General features: G+C 53.1%; 17 protein-coding genes and 1 pseudogene. 13 read left to right on the top strand and 5 right to left on the bottom strand.

The window, feature by feature from the left end:
• On the top strand, positions 1 to 526 hold a 526-nt coding region (locus ACML7B_RS05590), incomplete at its 5' end, for an HAD-IA family hydrolase (RefSeq protein WP_418539695.1).
• Between the two features lie 56 nt (positions 527 to 582).
• Here the strand turns inward: ACML7B_RS05590 and ACML7B_RS05585 are convergent.
• Positions 583 to 1,434 carry an AraC family transcriptional regulator gene (locus ACML7B_RS05585; RefSeq protein WP_418539694.1) on the bottom strand — a complete coding sequence of 284 codons (852 nt, stop codon included), beginning with the start codon at positions 1,432 to 1,434 and terminating at the stop codon, positions 583 to 585.
• A gap of 182 nt (positions 1,435 to 1,616) precedes the next feature.
• Here ACML7B_RS05585 and ACML7B_RS05580 point away from each other — a divergent pair, with 182 nt between their 5' ends.
• The 5 genes from ACML7B_RS05580 (at position 1,617) to ACML7B_RS05560 (ending at position 8,731) form a co-directional block, all read left to right on the top strand.
• The gene (locus ACML7B_RS05580) at positions 1,617 to 2,903 is read left to right on the top strand and encodes an ABC transporter substrate-binding protein (protein WP_418539693.1); all 1,287 of its coding nucleotides are present in this window, start codon (positions 1,617 to 1,619) and stop codon (positions 2,901 to 2,903) included.
• A gap of 18 nt (positions 2,904 to 2,921) precedes the next feature.
• A complete protein-coding gene (locus ACML7B_RS05575) occupies positions 2,922 to 3,788 on the top strand; it encodes a carbohydrate ABC transporter permease (RefSeq protein ID WP_418539691.1) in 867 nt (288 codons plus the stop codon).
• Positions 3,788 to 4,630, top strand: coding sequence for a carbohydrate ABC transporter permease (locus ACML7B_RS05570; protein ID WP_106788395.1), 843 nt, complete (start codon positions 3,788 to 3,790; stop codon positions 4,628 to 4,630). The genes ACML7B_RS05575 and ACML7B_RS05570 overlap by 1 nt, the downstream gene beginning before the upstream one ends.
• A 32-nt stretch (positions 4,631 to 4,662) precedes the next feature.
• Positions 4,663 to 6,840 (top strand): alpha-galactosidase, encoded by a 2,178-nt coding sequence (locus ACML7B_RS05565; RefSeq protein WP_418539689.1) that lies wholly within the window; start codon positions 4,663 to 4,665, stop codon positions 6,838 to 6,840.
• 61 nt (positions 6,841 to 6,901) lie between these two features.
• The gene (locus ACML7B_RS05560; protein ID WP_346708513.1) at positions 6,902 to 8,731 is read left to right on the top strand and encodes an amylosucrase; all 1,830 of its coding nucleotides are present in this window, start codon (positions 6,902 to 6,904) and stop codon (positions 8,729 to 8,731) included.
• Between the two features lie 78 nt (positions 8,732 to 8,809).
• Here the strand turns inward: ACML7B_RS05560 and ACML7B_RS05555 are convergent, their stop codons facing one another.
• A complete protein-coding gene (locus tag ACML7B_RS05555) occupies positions 8,810 to 9,289 on the bottom strand; it encodes an S-ribosylhomocysteine lyase (RefSeq protein ID WP_418539686.1) in 480 nt (159 codons plus the stop codon).
• A gap of 109 nt (positions 9,290 to 9,398) precedes the next feature.
• Here ACML7B_RS05555 and ACML7B_RS05550 point away from each other — a divergent pair, with 109 nt between their 5' ends.
• Positions 9,399 to 10,028 (top strand): histidine phosphatase family protein, encoded by a 630-nt coding sequence (locus tag ACML7B_RS05550; protein WP_418539684.1) that lies wholly within the window; start codon positions 9,399 to 9,401, stop codon positions 10,026 to 10,028.
• A gap of 21 nt (positions 10,029 to 10,049) precedes the next feature.
• Positions 10,050 to 11,054 (top strand): tryptophan--tRNA ligase, encoded by a 1,005-nt coding sequence (trpS, locus tag ACML7B_RS05545; RefSeq protein WP_418539683.1) that lies wholly within the window; start codon positions 10,050 to 10,052, stop codon positions 11,052 to 11,054.
• Positions 11,055 to 11,141: 87 nt separating this feature from the next.
• Here the strand turns inward: trpS and ACML7B_RS05540 are convergent, their stop codons facing one another.
• On the bottom strand, positions 11,142 to 12,776 hold the full coding sequence (locus ACML7B_RS05540) for an ABC-F family ATP-binding cassette domain-containing protein (RefSeq protein WP_418539681.1): 1,635 nt from the start codon (positions 12,774 to 12,776) through the stop codon (positions 11,142 to 11,144).
• A gap of 149 nt (positions 12,777 to 12,925) precedes the next feature.
• On the opposite strand from ACML7B_RS05540, the gene ACML7B_RS05535 reads away from it, so the two are divergent.
• From ACML7B_RS05535 to ACML7B_RS05525, 3 genes are read left to right on the top strand one after another with little or no spacing between them, the layout of a single operon-like run.
• Entirely contained in the window at positions 12,926 to 13,786 is an 861-nt protein-coding gene (locus ACML7B_RS05535) for a patatin-like phospholipase family protein (RefSeq protein WP_418539678.1), read from the top strand.
• 3 nt (positions 13,787 to 13,789) lie between these two features.
• Positions 13,790 to 14,194 carry a secondary thiamine-phosphate synthase enzyme YjbQ gene (locus ACML7B_RS05530; RefSeq protein ID WP_418539676.1) on the top strand — a complete coding sequence of 135 codons (405 nt, stop codon included), beginning with the start codon at positions 13,790 to 13,792 and terminating at the stop codon, positions 14,192 to 14,194.
• A gap of 3 nt (positions 14,195 to 14,197) precedes the next feature.
• Complete coding sequence (locus ACML7B_RS05525) at positions 14,198 to 15,214, top strand: GNAT family N-acetyltransferase (protein ID WP_418539674.1); 1,017 nt, start codon at positions 14,198 to 14,200, stop codon at positions 15,212 to 15,214.
• On the opposite strand, the gene truA is transcribed toward ACML7B_RS05525, so the two are convergent.
• Entirely contained in the window at positions 15,211 to 15,948 is a 738-nt protein-coding gene (truA, locus tag ACML7B_RS05520) for a tRNA pseudouridine(38-40) synthase TruA (protein ID WP_418539672.1), read from the bottom strand. The two genes, ACML7B_RS05525 and truA, sit on opposite strands and share 4 nt — an antisense overlap.
• A gap of 160 nt (positions 15,949 to 16,108) precedes the next feature.
• On the opposite strand from truA, the gene ACML7B_RS05515 reads away from it, so the two are divergent.
• The gene (locus ACML7B_RS05515) at positions 16,109 to 16,612 is read left to right on the top strand and encodes a hypothetical protein (protein ID WP_418539669.1); all 504 of its coding nucleotides are present in this window, start codon (positions 16,109 to 16,111) and stop codon (positions 16,610 to 16,612) included.
• Positions 16,609 to 17,085: an acyl-CoA thioesterase gene (locus ACML7B_RS05510; RefSeq protein ID WP_418539667.1), complete on the top strand. Its 477-nt coding sequence runs from the start codon at positions 16,609 to 16,611 to the stop codon at positions 17,083 to 17,085. Before ACML7B_RS05515 ends, ACML7B_RS05510 begins: the two co-directional genes overlap by 4 nt.
• Positions 17,086 to 17,280: 195 nt before the next feature.
• Here ACML7B_RS05510 and ACML7B_RS05505 read toward each other — a convergent pair.
• Positions 17,281 to 17,589: pseudogene (locus tag ACML7B_RS05505) on the bottom strand (hypothetical protein); the annotation flags it as partial.

Here is a 17,589-nt window from a genome sequence, read left to right as displayed (position 1 = left end):
CAGCCTGTATCGGTTTATAGGTCCGCCGCTTACCGATTCTTTCCGGGATTTTTACGGATTTTCAGAAGAGAAGGCGCTGGAAGCGGTGGGATTTTACCGGGAATATTATCGGGACAAAGGGATCTTCGAGAACCGGATATATGAGGGGATGGAAGAGACGCTGAAAGAGCTGAAGAACCGAGGAAAGCGGCTGATCGTGGCCACTTCCAAGCCGGAGCCCTTTGCCCGGCGGATCATCGATCATTTTGGACTGGCTCCTTATTTTGAATATGTGGCCGGTATGGAACTGGACGGCGGACGGGGAACGAAGGCAGAAGTGATCGCCTATGCACTGAGTGCCTGTGGAATTGAGGACCGGTCCGGAGCAGTGATGGTGGGAGACCGGGAGCACGATGTGGCCGGCGCCAGGAAGGAAGGCCTGCCCTGTATCGGCGTTTTGTATGGATTTGGCAGCAGGGAAGAACTGGAGAAAGCCGGCGCGGAACGGATCATATCCAGGCCGGAAGAATTGTGTGATTTGATCTGAAAATTGCAAAAAGGGACAGGGTATTTTTAATCCGGGACGTGGTATTTTTAAAAATACTACGTCCCCGTTTGATGTTCGGATCTCCATACCCGGGGGGATTTACCGTATACTTTTTTGAAGGCCCGGGAAAAATGAAGGGGATTGCTGTACCCGACGGCGCTTGCGATATCCTGGACGGAGAGCCGGGTAAGCTTCAGAAGTTCTGTGGCTTTGACCATCCGGTACTGGATCAGGAATTCCTGGGGCGTCTGTCCCAGGGACTGGCGGAAGAGGGTGCCGAAATAACTGCGGTTCAGGCCGCAGTGCCGGGCGATGTCTTCCACGGATATATCATTTTGGAAGTTCTGTTCAATGAAGGTGACGGCTTCTTTGATATAGAAGTCCTGGATCTTTCCGCTGGAAGCGCCCTGAAAGGGAGCCATGGAGCGGGTCAGGTAATCCAGGAACAGAAAGCCGTGGCCCAGGAGATGGTAGGGGGCTTCTTTACCGTGGTGGACAATGTAGAGCATCTCTTCCATCATAAGCTGGCGAAGATCCTTGGAATGGCTGTGATAGATGGGATTGCCGGGGGTAAGGCCGATCACCTGCAGAGCTTCTTTCACCCGGACGCCATCGAATTCCAGCCAGGTATATTCCCAGGGGATCTCCCGGTCTGCCGTATAGGAACACACCTGGCCGGGGAACAGCATGAAGCCCTGACCGGAGCGGATGGAGTAATGCCGGGTAACCCCTTTTGAATCTTCTGCTTCCAGGGTGCCGGTGCCGGAGATCACATAGTGGAACAGATAGTGGGACTTGGCTATGGGTCCGCAGGAGTGAGCGGGAGCGCACTGTTCCCAGCCGCACTGGAACAGGACCAGATCGATAAAATTTTCATTTTGAAGCATGGTAAAAATGTGCTCACTCATGTAAAAATCCCTCCCTTTTCTGTATTATATACCAAAATGCTAGATGCCTTCAATCATTTTTATGAAAAATAGCATATGGGTATGAAAACATAAAAATGCTGATATTCTAGTAAAAATGGTAGAATGATATAATAATTTCAGCATGCAAAGTGATTGCAGATGAAAGAAAGGAGAGAGAAAACATGGGAAAGGGGAAAAAGGCAGTAAGCGTACTTTTAGTCGGCTGCATGACGGCCGCCATGCTCCTTGCGGGATGCGGGGACAGCAACAGCAGCGGCAAGACTGAGATCGAGATCATCCAGTACAAGATGGAAGCCACCGACTATTTTGACGCTCTGGAAGAAGAATTTAATGCAACCCATGACGACATTCATCTGACCATTGATTCGCCAAATGATGCGTCCACCATCATGCGGACCCGTTTTATCCGTGAGGATTATCCGGATATCATCGGTATCGGCGGCGATATCAACTATTCCTATTATGTAGACGCGGAGATCCTGGCCGACCTGTCTGACTGGGAGGGGATGGCAGACATCAAGCAGTCCTACATCGACATTGCGGAAGGCCTGGAGACCGTTCCGGCAGAAGGAACCTTTATCGCTCCCTATATGGCCAATGCGGCAGGTATTCTTTATAACAAGGACATGTTTGAGGAGTACGGCTGGGAGATTCCTACTACCTGGGATGAACTGATAGACCTGTGCGAGGAGATAAAGGCAGAGGGGATCCTTCCCTTCTACTTTGGATTCCGTGACACCTGGACCTGTCTGGCGCCCTGGAATGCCATCGCGGTAGATCTGGCGCCTGCGGACGTGTGTAAGCAGGTGAACCGGGGTGAGACCACCTTCACCGAGGAATACCGGGAGGCAGCGGAGAAATACATTCAGCTTATGGAGTATGGTCCGGACGACCCGGTAGCCTATGGATATAACGACGCATGTACCGCATTTGCCAACGGCGAGTCGGCCATGTACCCCATCGGAAGCTATGCGGTTCCGCAGATCCAGTCCGTAAATCCGGACATGAACATCGACTCTTTCGTTATGCCGGCCAACGACGATCCTGACGGGAACACCCTGAACTCCGGTATCGACCTTGGATTCAGCGTGACGGCAGCCTGCGAGAACAAGGAAGCCGCTTATGAAGTGCTGGATTTCCTGTATGAGGACGACAACATCCAGGCATATATTGACGACCAGAACGCCATCGCCTGCAAAGAGGGAGATTACAAGCTGGGAAGCATGCTGGATGGTATGACCGAGTACATCGAGTCCGGCAACATGACCGATTATCAGGATCACTACTATCCGTCGGAGATGGCAGTGGACGCCATCCTGCAGACCTATGTGATCGACCATGATATGGACGGATTCCTGGCAAGATTCGATAAGGACTGGGCCCGTTACAACCGTGACACCATCCGTACCGTCCAGGAATACGAAGAAGAACATGGCAGTGCAGAGTAGGAAAGGAGTGGGGATAGAATGAAAAACAATAAGAAACGGACATACCTTCTGATCACAATACCGATCCTGGCGCTGTTCGTGTGCTTTAACACCATCCCGTTGATCCGGGGTATCATGTATAGTTTTACAAATTTCAAAGGTTTTGGAACTTATGAATGGGTAGGGCTTCGCAATTATCTGGATCTGTTTGGCGATCCCCGTATCGGAGGTTCTTATCTCTTTACCTTCAAACTGGCGGTAGTGGCCACCATCCTGACCAACGTGATCAGCCTGGTGCTGGCCCTGGGCTTAAACAGCAAGATCCGGGCAAAAAGCTTCTTCCGGGCAGCCTACTTCCTGCCAAATGTACTGGGAGCTCTGGTTGTAGGTTACATTTTCCAGTATCTTTTTACTTACATTATCCCGGCCCTTGGCCAGATGATCGGAAGCCCGGTTTTGAGCCAGAGCCTGCTCTCCAATGAGAACCTGGCCTGGTTTGCCATCGTGATCGTCTGCTGCTGGCAGAACATCGCCATGAACACCATCATCTACATTTCCGGTCTGCAGACTGTACCGGAGGATGTGTATGAGGCAGGCGACCTGGACGGCGCCACCGGATGGAAGCGGTTCCGGCACCTGACCTTCCCGCTGATCATCCCGTTTTTTACCATCAACATGGTTCTGTGTGTGAAGAACTTCCTGATGGTATTCGACCAGATCATGTCAATGACCCAGGGAGGTCCCGCACAGAGCACCGAGTCCATCTCCTTCCTGATCTATAACAACGGTATGAAGGGCGGAGCCTTTGGTTACCAGAGCGCCAACGCAGTGATCTTCTTCATCGTGATCGTGGCTCTTTCCGCCGCTCAGATGATGATATCCAGTAGGAAGGAGGAGCAGTTATAATGAAAGCAAGAATTGGACATAGAACAAACTGGCCGGTTATGGTCCTGTTGATCATGGGCTTAAGCACCATCATCTTACCATTGTATATGGCCATTGTGATCGCCTTCAAACAGCAGTCAGATATGACCAACAGCATTTCCGGCATTCTGTCGCTCCCGAAGACCTGGAGCTTCAGCAATTTTGCCGAGGCCATGGAAGTCACCGATTTCTGGCATTCTCTTGGAAACAGTATCCTGATCACAGTAGTGACGGTGGTCCTTTCCATCCTGATCCACTCCCTGATGGGATACGCCATCGGAAGAAACCGGGCTCACAGCAAATTTTATAAATTCGTGTACTTATTTATCGTAAGTGGTATGTTTGTTCCATTCGCGATCCTGATGATGCCTCTGGCAAAGCAGACCGCGGAACTGGGACTTGCAAATTGGGCTGGCGTTATCATTCTATATGTGGTATTCTATATGCCGATGAACGTTCTGCTCTATTCAGGATACCTGGTAAATATCCCCATCGCGCTGGAGGAGGCCGCGGAAGTTGACGGCGCCACCACATGGAGCACCTACTGGAAGATCATCTTCCCCATCATGAAGCCCATGCACGCGACGGTAGCCATTATCACAGCTCTGGCTGTATGGAACGACGTGATGACGCCGTTGATCATCATGGCAGGAACCGGACAGAATACGCTTCCGCTGGCACAGTTGAACTTCCAGACTCAGTTTGGAACCAACTATAACCTGGCGTTCGCGTCCTATCTGCTGGCCCTGATCCCCATCCTGATCTTCTACGTTATCTGCCAGAAACAGATCCTGAATGGTGTGGTAAATGGAGCGGTAAAATAAGAAATACCAGACATCATAAGGAGAGCACACAAATGGGAATTGCATATCAGGAAGAGAAACGGATATTTACATTGGAGACGGCCAGTACCACCTATCAGTTTCAGGTGGACGCCTATGGATTCCTTATACATTTATACTATGGGAAGAAGGTCAGCGGGGATATGGATTATCTCCTGACCTACTATGACCGGGGATTTTCAGGAAATCCCTACGATGTACAGGGAGACCGGACTTATTCGCTGGATGCGCTCCCGCAGGAGTTCCCGGAACGGGGGACCGGTGATTTCCGGGTTACCGCGCTGACGGTTCAGAACGGTGACGGAAGCTACTGCTGTGATCTTCGCTACAAGAGCCATAAGATCACAGACGGAAAATATGGATTAGAAGGACTTCCCGCGGTCTATGCCTCTGATACAGAGGCGCAGACCCTGGAGGTCCTGCTGGAGGACCCGGTGACAAAGGTGCAGGCAGTTCTGCTCTACGGGGTCCTTCCGGAGTATGATATCATTACCAGAAGTGTCAGGATCGCCAACGGGGGTCCTGACCGCATTTATGTAAATAAAGCGGCTTCCGCCTGTCTGGACTTCCTGGACGGAGAGTACGACATGATCAGTTTCTACGGGCGTCACGCCATGGAGCGGAATTTCCAGAGAACGCCCGTCCATCACGGGAAACAGGCGGTGCGCAGCAGCAGAGGCGCTTCCAGCCATCAGTACAATCCTGCGGTGATCCTGGCGAGACCCAATACGGACGAGAAGTCCGGAGGGTGTTACGGCATGGTGTTTGTCTACAGCGGGAATTTTGAATGCGAGATTGAGAAGGATCAGTTTAATCAGACCCGGGCCATCATGGGGCTTTCGGAGGCATTTTTCAGCTATCCGCTGGATGAAGGAGAGACCTTTGTGATCCCGGAGACGGTGCTGACTTATTCGGATCAGGGATTCGGGAGGCTGTCCAGGAATCTCCACCGGTGCTTCCGCAGACATCTGTGCCGGGGCAGATACCGGGATCAGGTGCGCCCCGTCCTGGTGAACAGCTGGGAGGCGGACTATTTTCATTTTACCGGGGAAAGTATCTGCCGGCTGGCCAAAGAGGCGGCGAGGCTGGGCGTTGAGATGCTGGTGCTGGACGACGGCTGGTTCGGGAAGCGGGACGACGATAATTCCAGCCTGGGAGACTGGACGGTGAACGAGGAGAAGCTTGGCTGTACCATGGGCGAGCTGATCCGGAGGGTCAATGACCTGGGGCTGAAGTTCGGTATCTGGATCGAACCGGAGATGATCTCTGAGGACAGCGATCTCTATCGGGCGCACCCGGACTGGGCGCTGAAGATCCCAAGCAGGAACCCCATCCGGGCAAGAAACCAGCTGGTGCTGGATTTCTCCAGAAAGGAGATCCGGGATCATGTGTTTGACGCCATCTGCGCCGTGCTGGACCAGGGAAATGTGGAGTATATCAAATGGGATATGAACCGCAGTATCAACGATGTTTACTCCTGGTCGGGAAGAGAGCAAGGACGGCTTCTCTACGACTATGTGCTGGGGGTCTATGATTTCCTGGAGCGGCTGATCCAGAGGTATCCGGATATGCTGATCGAAGGGTGCTGCGGCGGAGGCGGAAGGTTTGACGCAGGGATGCTCTATTACGCGCCTCAGATCTGGTGCAGTGACAATACGGACGCCATCGACCGGCTGGAGATCCAGTACGGGACCTCGTTTATCTACCCGGCTTCTTCCATAGGGGCCCACGTATCGGCGGTGCCCAACCATCAGACCGGGCGGATCACGCCTATGCGAACCCGGGGGATCGTGGCCATGGCGGGGACCTTTGGCTATGAACTGGATTTTGGCAGGCTTTCCGAGGATGAGAAGCGGGAAGTCCGGCTCCAGGTGGAGGCGTATCATAAATACGCGCCGCTGATCCAGAATGGAGATTACTACCGGCTCACAAACCCCCAGACCGACGAGGTGGGGGCATGGGCCTTTGTATCGGAAGATAAGAAAGATGTGCTGATCAGTGCCGTGATGATCCGACGGCACGGAAATATGACGGTAAATTATATCCGTCTGCAGGGGCTTGCGCCGGAAAAGATCTACCGGGATGAGAAGACCGGGAAAAGCTACAGCGGCGCCGCCCTGATGGAAGCGGGGATCCCGCTTCCCATTGAGGAGGGAGAATATCTGGCTTACCAGATGTATCTGAAACAATAAAAGAGGGAATGGGGACGGGGTATTTTCAGAAATACCCCGTCCCCGATATAAGGGAGAAGATATGAAGATCAACAAGGAATTTGAGACCCGTTTTGCAAAACATGAGGAGGAGCTGCGGTGGCTTTACATGGAGCTTTACAACAACGGCTCCATGTACGCGGAGCTGTGCGACCAGATGCGGGAATTCTACCAGAAGCGGCGGACGGATCTGAAGGCAAGAGACCGGGAGAAAAGCAAGAATCCCAAGTGGTACCGGAATAACCGGATGCTGGGGATGATGTTGTATATTGACAACTTTGCCGGCAATCTGAAAGGAGTGCGGGAGAAGCTGGACTATGTGGAGGAGTGCAACGCCAGCTTCATCCATCTGATGCCCTTCCTGGATACGGTGGAGGGGAAGTCGGACGGCGGCTACGCGGTGGCGGATTTCCGCAAGGTCCGCCCGGATCTTGGGACCATGGAGGACCTGGCGGATCTGGCGCGGGAGTGCCATGACCGGGGGATCGATGTGTGTATGGACTTTGTCATGAACCATACCTCTGATGAGCATGAGTGGGCCAGAAGGGCCCTGGCGGGAGAGGGAGAGTACATGAGCCGGTACTTTTTCTACGACAATCCTCAGATCCCCCAGGAATTTGAGCGGACGGTGCCCCAGGTGTTCCCCACCACGGCGCCGGGGAATTTTACCTGGCTGCCTCAGATCGGTCACTATGTAATGACCAGCTTTTATCCTTATCAGTGGGATCTGAATTACGCCAATCCCAGGGTGTTTAACGAGATGATGTATAATTTCCTGTTTTTTGCCAATCAGGGGATGGACATCATCCGGATCGACGCGGTGCCCTATATCTGGAAGGAGCTGGGGACCAGCTGCCGGAACCTGAAGCAGGTCCACACCATTGTCCGGATGATGCGCATGATCGGGGAGATCGTCTGCCCGGCGGTGGCGCTTCTGGGCGAGGTGGTGATGGAGCCGGCCAAGGTGGTTCCCTACTTTGGAACGGTAGAGAAGCCGGAGTGCCACATGCTCTACAATGTGACCACCATGGCCACCACCTGGCACAGCGTGGCTGTGCAGGGCACGAAGCTTCTGAAGCAGCAGCTGGATATCGTCAACCAGCTGCCGGAAGAGTATACATTTCTTAACTATCTGCGCTGCCACGACGACATCGGATGGGGGCTGGACTACGGGACCTTAAGCAGCTGGCAGATGAAAGAAGTGCCCCACAAGCGGTTCCTGAACGACTATTTCACCGGGAATTTCCCGGGAAGCGAGAGCCGGGGCGAACTCTACAATGACGATCCTGTCACCATGGACGCCCGGTTCTGTGGGACGGCGGCTTCCATGTGCGGCATTGAGAGCGCCGGGTTTGAAGGAGACGCGGCGAAGATGGAGAAAGCCATCCGCAAGGATCTTATGCTCCACGCCTACATGTTCCTGCAGCGGGGGCTGCCCATGATCTACAGCGGCGATGAGATTGGCCAGGTGAACGACTACAGCTATAAGGAAGATCCAAGGAAGCGGGAGGATTCCCGGTATATCCACCGGGGAGCCTTTCGCTGGGATCTGGCGGAGCAGAGAAAGAAGAAAGGGACTGTGGAGGCCCGGATCTTCCAGGCGCTCCACCAGATGGAAGAACTGCGGAAGAAGGAAGCCATCCTCGGCCCGGACGCCCAGGTGTGCACCTGGGATACCGGGGACGACGGCGTGCTGGGCCTGATGCGGAAATATGAAGGAAAGACCCTGGTGGGGATCTTTAACTTCACAGACTGGGAGAAAGAAATATATTTCCCGGAGCCGGGAGAGTACCAGGATCTGCTGGAGAAAAAGAGGTTGGAGAAGGACCGGGTGAAACTGCCGCAGTTCGGGTTTTTATGGGCATTGAAGTAGGCTTGTAAATAATTGGGGACGTGGTATTTTTAAAAATACCACGTCCCAGATTGAAAAAACCCTGTCCCCTTTTGAAATTTATTCCGGATACCGGAGTTGTTCCTCCCGGATATCCGTGAGCACTTCTTTCAGATACTTCCGGGCCAGATACCGGGCCATGGGAAGATTCATATCCAGATAATTGCCGCAGTCTTTTGGCGCGGCTCCGGGGATCTCCCCCTCAAATTCAGCGATAAATGTATACATTTCCCTTATCAGGGGAACGATGTCCGCAGAGCTGTATTTGCCGTTCAGCATAAGATAGAATCCGGTGCGGCAGCCCATGGGGCCGAAATACAGGATCTTGTCCCCGTATGTGGGGTGATTGCGCAGGAATGTTGCCCCCAGATGTTCGATGGCGTGCATTTCCGCGGTGTTCATCACCGGTTCGTCGTTGGGGCTGGTCATGCGCAGATCAAAGGTGGTCACCGGATATTCCCCTACATAGTCGATCCGGGAGACATAGACGCCGGGGATCAGCCGGATGTGGTCTATGGTGAAGCTTGTGATCTTTTCCATGTTCATTTCTCCTTTCTTTCTTACAGAGTATAGCATTTTTTCGACGATTTTACTATGTAAAAGGGAAAAAGATGTGGTATACTTACAAGGTACGTGAAGGAGGCGCGGCATGAAGATCTATTTTGTACGGCATGGAGAGACGGATTGGAATAAGGAAAGAAAGATCCAGGGGCAGGTAGACATCCCTTTAAATGAGTTTGGCCGGCACCTGGCAAGAGAGACAGCCAAAGGGTTAAGGGATGTTCCCTTCGACGTCTGTTTTACCAGTCCCCTTGGGCGGGCGCGGGAGACCGCAGAGATCATCCTGCAGGGAAGAGATGTTCCTATCCTGGAGGACAAGCGGATCCTGGAGATGAACTTTGGCGTCCTGGAGGGGAAATGCTGTTCCAAAGAGGGATGGGATGTCCCGGATTCCTTTCAGATGTTTTTCGACGATCCGGTCCACTACCAGGCGCCGGAAGGAGGAGAGGATTTCCAGGCGGTCCGGGAGCGGACAGGGGATTTTCTCAACTGGCTTTTCGCCCAGGAGCAGTACCGGGACAGCACTGTTCTTGTCACCACTCACGGGGCGGCCATGGCAGGCCTTCTCAACAATCTGAAGAAAAAGCCCCTGGCGGAATACTGGGGCGTGGGCGTCCACAAGAACTGCGGAGTCACGGAAGTGGATGTGACTGACGGAAGAATCGATATTATTTCAGAAAATAAAGTCTACTATACGGACGTTGTCAAGCCGTGGTAGAAGTTACAGGAGGAAAGAGACATGATAGGAGATAAGAAAGTATTATTCAGCGGCATGCAGGCCACCGGCAATCTGACTTTGGGAAATTATCTGGGAGCCCTGAAGAACTGGGTGACATTGAGTGACGAATATGAGTGCTTCTACAGCGTAGTGGATATGCATTCCATCACCGTCCGGCAGGATCCGGCGACCCTGCGTAAACGGGCCCGCACCCTTCTTACCCTTTACATCGCGGCAGGGCTTGACCCGGAGAAAAACTGTATCTATTACCAGTCCCATGTGTCCGCCCACGCGGAGCTGGCCTGGATCCTGAATTGTTTTACCTATATGGGAGAACTGAACCGGATGACCCAGTTCAAGGATAAATCCGCCAAACATGCGGACAACATCAACGCAGGCCTTTTCACCTATCCGGTGCTGATGGCGGCGGACATTCTTCTGTATCAGGCGGATGTGGTCCCGGTGGGCAACGACCAGAAGCAGCACCTGGAGATCACCCGGGATATCGCGGAGCGGTTCAACAACATTTACGGAGATGTATTTACCATCCCGGAGGGATATTATGGAAAAGTGGGGGCCCGTATCATGAGCCTGCAGGATCCGTCACGGAAAATGTCCAAGTCTGACGAGAACCCCAACGCCAGCATTTATCTTCTGGACGATCCGGACACCATCATGCGCAAATGCAAGCGGGCAGTCACAGACTCGGAAGGCCAGATCCTCTACCGGGATGAGCAGCCGGGAGTGAAGAACTTGATCGATATCTACAGTGCATGCCTTGGGAAGACGCCGGAAGAGACCGTAAGAGAATTCGACGGAAAAGGCTACGGAGACTTCAAGATTGCCGTGGGCGAGGCCGTTGTCTCAGTGCTGAAGCCGCTGCAGAACGAAGTGGCGCGGCTTGAGAAAGATAAGGCTTATCTGGATGGGATCATCAAGGCCAACGCAGAAAAAGCCGGCTATTTTGCCAACAAAACCTTGCGGAAAGTACAGAAAAAAGTGGGATTTCCGGAGAGAGTGAGGTAGAAGAATTTCAAAAAGGGACAGGGTTTTTTCAATCTGGGACGTGGTATTTTCGAAAATACCACGTCCCCAATTAATTTACCAATTAATTTAATCGTCTTCTTCTGTCTGAACAGAGTAGGTCTGGCGCTTTCTTGCCATTTCATCATTTTCCAGATATTCGTCATAGGTGGTGATCTTATCGATCAGCTTGCCGCCGGGCACGATCTCCATGATCCGGTTGGCGGTGGTCTGTACGATCTGGTGATCCCGGGAGGTGAAGAGGATCACTCCGGGGAATTTCATCAGCCCGTTGTTGAGGGCGGTGATGGACTCCATATCCAGGTGGTTGGTGGGCTCGTCCAGGATCAGCACGTTGGCGCCTGAGATCATCATCTTGGACAGCAGGCAGCGGACTTTCTCGCCGCCGGAGAGCACCTTCACCTTCTTGACGCCGTCCTCGCCGGAGAAGAGCATTCTTCCCAGGAAGCCCCGTACATAGGTTACGTCCTTTTCCTCGGAATACTGGGTCAGCCATTCCACAATGGTGGAATCGTTGTCGAACTCATCCCCCGGATCCAGAGGGAAGTAGGCCTGGGAAGTGGTGATCCCCCATTTGTAAGTGCCTTCATCCGGCTCCATTTCCCCGGAGAGGATCTGGAAGAGGGTGGTCTTGGCCAGCTCGTTGCTGCCCACGAAGGCCACTTTGTCCTCCCGGTTCAGGGTGAAGGAAATGTTGTCCAGCACTTTCTCCCCGTTGACGGTCTTGGACAGGCCTTCTACGGTGAGCACTTCATTGCCGATCTCCCGGTTGGGCCGGAAGTCAATGTAAGGGTACTTGCGACTGGAGGGCTGGATCTCCTCCAGCTGGATCTTCTCCAGGGCCCGTTTTCTGGAAGTGGCCTGCTTGGACTTGGAAGCGTTGGCGCTGAACCGGGAAATAAATTCCTGCAGTTCCTTGATCTTTTCTTCCTTCTTCTTGTTGGCTTCCTTCATCTGGCGGATCAGAAGCTGGCTGGACTCGTACCAGAAATCATAGTTTCCGGCGAATAGCTTGATCTTGCCGTAGTCGATGTCAGCGATCTGGGTGCAGACCTTATTCAGGAAATACCGGTCGTGGGACACCACGATCACGGTGTTGTCAAAGTTGATGAGGAACTCCTCCAGCCAGGCGATGGCGTCCAGGTCCAGGTGGTTGGTGGGCTCGTCCAGAAGCAGGATGTCCGGGTTGCCAAAGAGGGCCTGAGCCAGCAGCACCTTTACCTTCTGCGGGCCTTCCAGGTTCTTCATCATCTCGTAGTGAAGCTCCGTCCCAATGCCAAGGCCGTTGAGAAGAGAAGCGGCGTCGGACTCCGCTTCCCAGCCGTTCATGGCGGCGAATTCCGCCTCCAGCTCGCTTGCCTTGATCCCGTCCTCATCGGAGAAATCCTCCTTGGCGTAGAGGGCCTCCTTCTCCTTCATGATCTCATAGAGCCTGGCATTGCCCATCATTACCGTATCCAGCACCGGGTATCCATCATACTGGAAATGATCCTGCTGGAGGAAGGAAAGCCGTTCCCCCGGCGTGATGGCAACCTCGCCCTTGGTGGGCTCCAGCTGGCCGGAAAGGATCTTAAGGAACGTGGACTTTCCCGCGCCGTTGGCCCCGATAAGACCGTAGCAGTTCCCCTCCGTAAATTTAATATTCACATCTTCAAACAACGCTTTTTTCCCAACTCTCAGCGTTACATTACTTGTACTGATCATAATCTGAAAGACTCCTTTTTACCTTATAAAAAATGTCCTGTGGCGTACAACGCCTATCTTAACAAATCCGCCTGGAAATGGCAAGAGATGTTTGCCATTTTGGGAAATGGGTATATAATAACAGGTAAGACAAAGAAGGGAGGCAGCAGATGATGATAACTGGAACAATGGTGCTGGAAGGCGGCGCCACAAGAGGGGTGTTTACTTCCGGAGCGCTGGATTACCTTATGGAGAAGGATGTGTATCTGTCCCATGTGATCGGGGTGTCCGCAGGCTCCTGCAACGGGGTGGATTATGTGTCCAGACAGCCGGGCAGGACCAGGGACTGTATGATCCAGAAGGACAAGGAATATAACTATTATTTTGGACTGAAAGATTTTATCAAAGAAAAAAGCGTGCTGGATATGGATATGGTATTCGACCGGTATCCCAATGAGATCTTTCCTTTTGACTTTGACACTTATTTCGCCTCGGAGATGGAGTGCGAGATCGTGATCACCAACTGTGTCACCGGAAGGGCGGAGTACCGCACGGAGGAGGAAAACCGGGACATGCTGATGCGGCTGTGCCGGGCCTCCAGCAGCATGCCCCTTCTGGCGCCCATGGTAAATATTGACGGCGTGCCCTATCTGGACGGTGGCCTGGCAGATTCCATCCCCATCGAGCGGGCGCTGGAGAAGGAGAACGACAAGATCGTCCTTATCCTGACCCGGAACCCGGGATACCGCAAGAAACCCACATCCCGGGCCATGGCCAATCTGTACCGGAGGGCCTACAAGAAATATCCCAATCTGGTGTCGGTGACCATCCAGCGAAATTATATCTACAACCGGCAGATGAACCTGATCGAGAAGCTGGAGGAGGAGGGGAAGATCTTCGTACTGCGGCCTTTGATCCCCACGGTGTCGCGGCTGGAGAAGAATTATGACGCGCTGATGCATTTCTACGAGCACGGCTACCGTCTGATGAAGAAACAATACGATGAACTGATGAAATATCTGGAGGGATAAAAAATGCATTTATTTGAACACCAAATTGCCACGGGGACTTCCCAGCAAATGACCAAGGTGACCGGGATGATCCGCAAAGACGTGGAAGAAAGCGGCGTAAAAGACGGGATCGTGGTGGTGTATTCCCCGCACACCACGGCAGGATTTACCATCAATGAGAACGCGGACCCGGATGTGGTCCACGACATGCTCTGCGGACTGGAGGAGACCTTCCCCACCCGCAGGCCCTACTATCAGCATATGGAAGGAAATTCCCACGCCCATCTGAAGACCAGCTGCGTGGGGCCTTCCCAGACTCTGATCCTGGAGAACGGACAGCTGATCTTAGGAATCTGGCAGGACGTGTATTTCTGCGAGTTCGACGGGCCCAGGAACCGCCGGTTCTTCGTGAAGATTCTGGAAGGGTAACAGATGATGGAAGAACACGGGAAAAAGGAAGAATGGTTCCTGGAATTTCTGCACAGGGCGGAACAGTTAAAATGTGCGCCGCGCCACTCCTGGACTTCCTCCGGGCGGCGGGAGAGTGTGGCGGAACATTCCTGGCGGCTTGGCCTTGCGGCCTGGCTTCTGAAGGAGGAATTTCCTCAGATCGATCTGGAACGGCTGCTGGAGCTTTGCCTGCTCCACGACCTGGGGGAGGCGGTCACCGGAGACGTGCCCTGTTTTGAGAAGGAAGCGGTTCATGAAAGGGAAGAAGAAAGGGCAGTAAAGCGCCTGGCAGAGATCCTGCCGGAAGAAAAAGGCCGGGAATTCCTGGAGAGACTTTCGGAATTTGAAAAGGGAGAGACGCCTGAGGGGAAGATCGCCAGGGCTCTGGACAAGATGGAAGCGGTGATCCAGCACAATGAGGCGGATATCGCCACCTGGCTGCCCCTGGAATATGACCTGCAGCTGACCCACGGCGAGAAAGAGGCAAAAGAAGTCCCGGAGCTTCAGAGCTTCCGGGAGGCGGTGCGCCAGGAGACCCGGGAGAAGATCCGGCAAGAAGGAAGGAAAGAAGCGCCCCGGAAGGGCTTCTATGTAAGCAAAGACCCGAAGAAACTGAGCCTGGAGCGGGTGGTGGCGCTGATGGGCCAGTCTTACTGGGCCAAAAACCGTTCCCGGGAAATGATCCGGGGAGCCATGGAGCATTCTCTGTGCTACGGGGTCTATGATGAACAGGACTATATGGTGGGATACGCAAGAGTGATCACGGATCACACCACCACCTTCTATCTTATGGATGTGATCATCGATGAGGCATACCGCCATCAGGGCCTGGGAACCATGCTGATGGATCAGGTGATGGAAGATATGGAAGGACTCCACGGAGTCCTGCACACCACAGACGCCCAGGAATTCTATCAAAGATACGGTTTTGGCCGACCGCCGGAGAAGCTGGCGGCCATCATGGAAAAGCTGCGAGAAGAAAAGCAGGAGGCCCGCTAGTAGCGGACCTCCTGTAAATATAATCCCTTGGGATCGCAGGGTGCGCTTGCGGCGCTGTTCCCCTCAAAAATCTCTTCAATCTCTTCTTTTCTGCGGCTTCCGAATCCGATATCCAGCAAGGTGCCGATGATCATCCGCGCCATGTTGTGAAGGAAGCTGTCTGCGCAGATCAGGATCTGCATTTCCTCGTCGTCTCCATAGATATCGATGTCCTGAATCTCCCGGACTGTGGACTTGTCTGACTTGGAGGCGGCAAAATTCCGGAAATCATGGGTTCCGATAAGAAGCATGGCCGCTTGCTGCATGGCCTTCTTGTCCGGCACCTTGAAGCAGTGGAAGGTATGCCTGCGGTCGAAGACGCTGGGCACGTCGGTGATGGTCATCCGGTAGACGTAAGTCTGGGAGATCACCCCCAGCTGGGCGTGGAACCGCTCCGGCACCTCATCCACTTCAGTGATGGCTATATCCATGGGGAGGTAGCGGTTGAGGTAATGCTTGATCTCCTCTGTATCCATGGTGCACTCGGTCTTGAAATTCACCACCTGGGCGTAAGCGTGGACGCCGGCTTCTGTCCGGCAGCCGCAGTACAGTTCGATCAGGAACTCCCCGGTCATTTTCCGCAGCACCTCCTGCAGCTTGTTGGAGATGGTGTTGTTGGATTCATTTTTTCCAAGACGGCTCCAGCCCTGATAGCGGCTGCCGTCGTATTCTATGGTCAGTTTGATATTTCTCATAAAAAGTCCCGTCCTTTCCATAACTAGGATACCATGGAAAACCCGAGATTTCTACAATAAATCTTAAGATCTGTGGGAAAATAGACTTATCCCTTCCGGTATGGTAAGATAGAACCGGAAGATACCGGCAAAGTTTTTTGGAAGACAGGGAGGGAAAACCATGTCAGAGACCAGGATCAGACCCATCACCAGGGCGGCGCTGCAAAAGGCAGGATACCTGTATGCGGACACGGTGCAGGAGGCCTTTGGGAAATACGAAGGCGGGATCTTGTCTGCGCAGACAAGAGAGGATATGAGAGAGTTCCTCAGAGAGGTGGAGCGTCAGAACCAGGGCGCCATGTACGGGGATTTCTATTATCCGGTTCTGGGAAAAGAGCAGAAGGAAGCATTCCTGGCAGGACTCTCGCCGGATCAGAGACGGACGCTAGAGGCTCTGGACACAGGGGCAGGGGAGATCTATTTTCCCGTCTCCGGGGAGGTGCTGGACTTTTTCTTTGAGATCACGGCGTCAGAGTGGCTGTTCTCCAGCTTCTACGGCGGCCGCAGGAAGGTGCTGATCTGGGGAAATTATGGTCTTCAGTTCCCCATCTTCTGCGAGGATGAAAAAACCATGGGATTTTACCGGGAACTTGCCGGAAACTATAGAGTGAGGTGGAGCAAATGACAGTGACAAGCAGAAAAGTATCGGAATCAATCGTGCAGACCGTGCATATCGTAAGACCCAACCATCTGAACGCGGCGGGGCGTCTCTTCGGCGGCGTCCTGATGCAGTGGATCGACGAGGTGGCAGGCGTGGTGGGAAAGCGCCATACCCACAAAAACGTGACCACCGCTTCCGTGGACAATTTGCGATTCCTGCGGGGCGCGTATCAGCGGGATGTGATCGTGATCATCGGCAAAGTGACCTATGTGGGGAATACGTCCATGGAAGTAAAGGTGGACAGTTATGTGGAAGATATCGACGGAGTAAAGACGCCCATCAACCACGCTTTTTTCACTATGGTGGCTCTGGACGACAACGATAAGCCGACCCCGGTGCCCCGGCTGGAGCTGGAGACCGAGGAAGAGTGGGAAGAGTGGGAGAAGGCGAAGAAGCGCAGAGAAGTGCGGATGATGCGCAGAGAGGAAGGATTCTAGAATTGTTGACGGAGTAAAGCAATTAGTACCGTTTTCTGTACGTTTTGATTCTGCCAGGACATCTACAAAATCCTGCCCTTCAGGCCTTTGTTAGGACAGTTGGCGATAAGGCGGGGGCCGGAGGATTGCGGGGGTTAAGCGTTAGCCTCGGAGCAATCACCGGTCCCCGCCTCTCGTTAAATACATCTCCAGAATCTACCAATATTTCTTCATATATTCTTCTGCCTTTTCCTCAGACAGGTCATACTTTTCCTGAAGGGTTTGAAGGACATCTTCTTTTGCGATTGAAAATTCCTGAAGAGCCGTGATCAGTTGGCAGATCCCATGTTCCAGTTCGGTTTTTTCTCCATCTGCCAATCCTTCTTCATAACTCTCTTTCTTTATCGCCTTCTCATATTTCTCAAGATCATAATTCTCCAGTGCCATCCGTACTACCTCCGCTTTCTGCTTCTTCAGGAGATCTTCCAGTATGCCCTGATCGATACAGGTGTCCGCCGCCCGGGT

The organism is Massilistercora timonensis (assembly GCF_048354975.1).
Lineage (GTDB): Bacteria > Bacillota > Clostridia > Lachnospirales > Lachnospiraceae > Massilistercora > Massilistercora timonensis.
The sequence above is the reverse complement of the archived record's forward strand: the minus strand, read 5'-3'. Positions and strand labels throughout refer to the sequence as shown.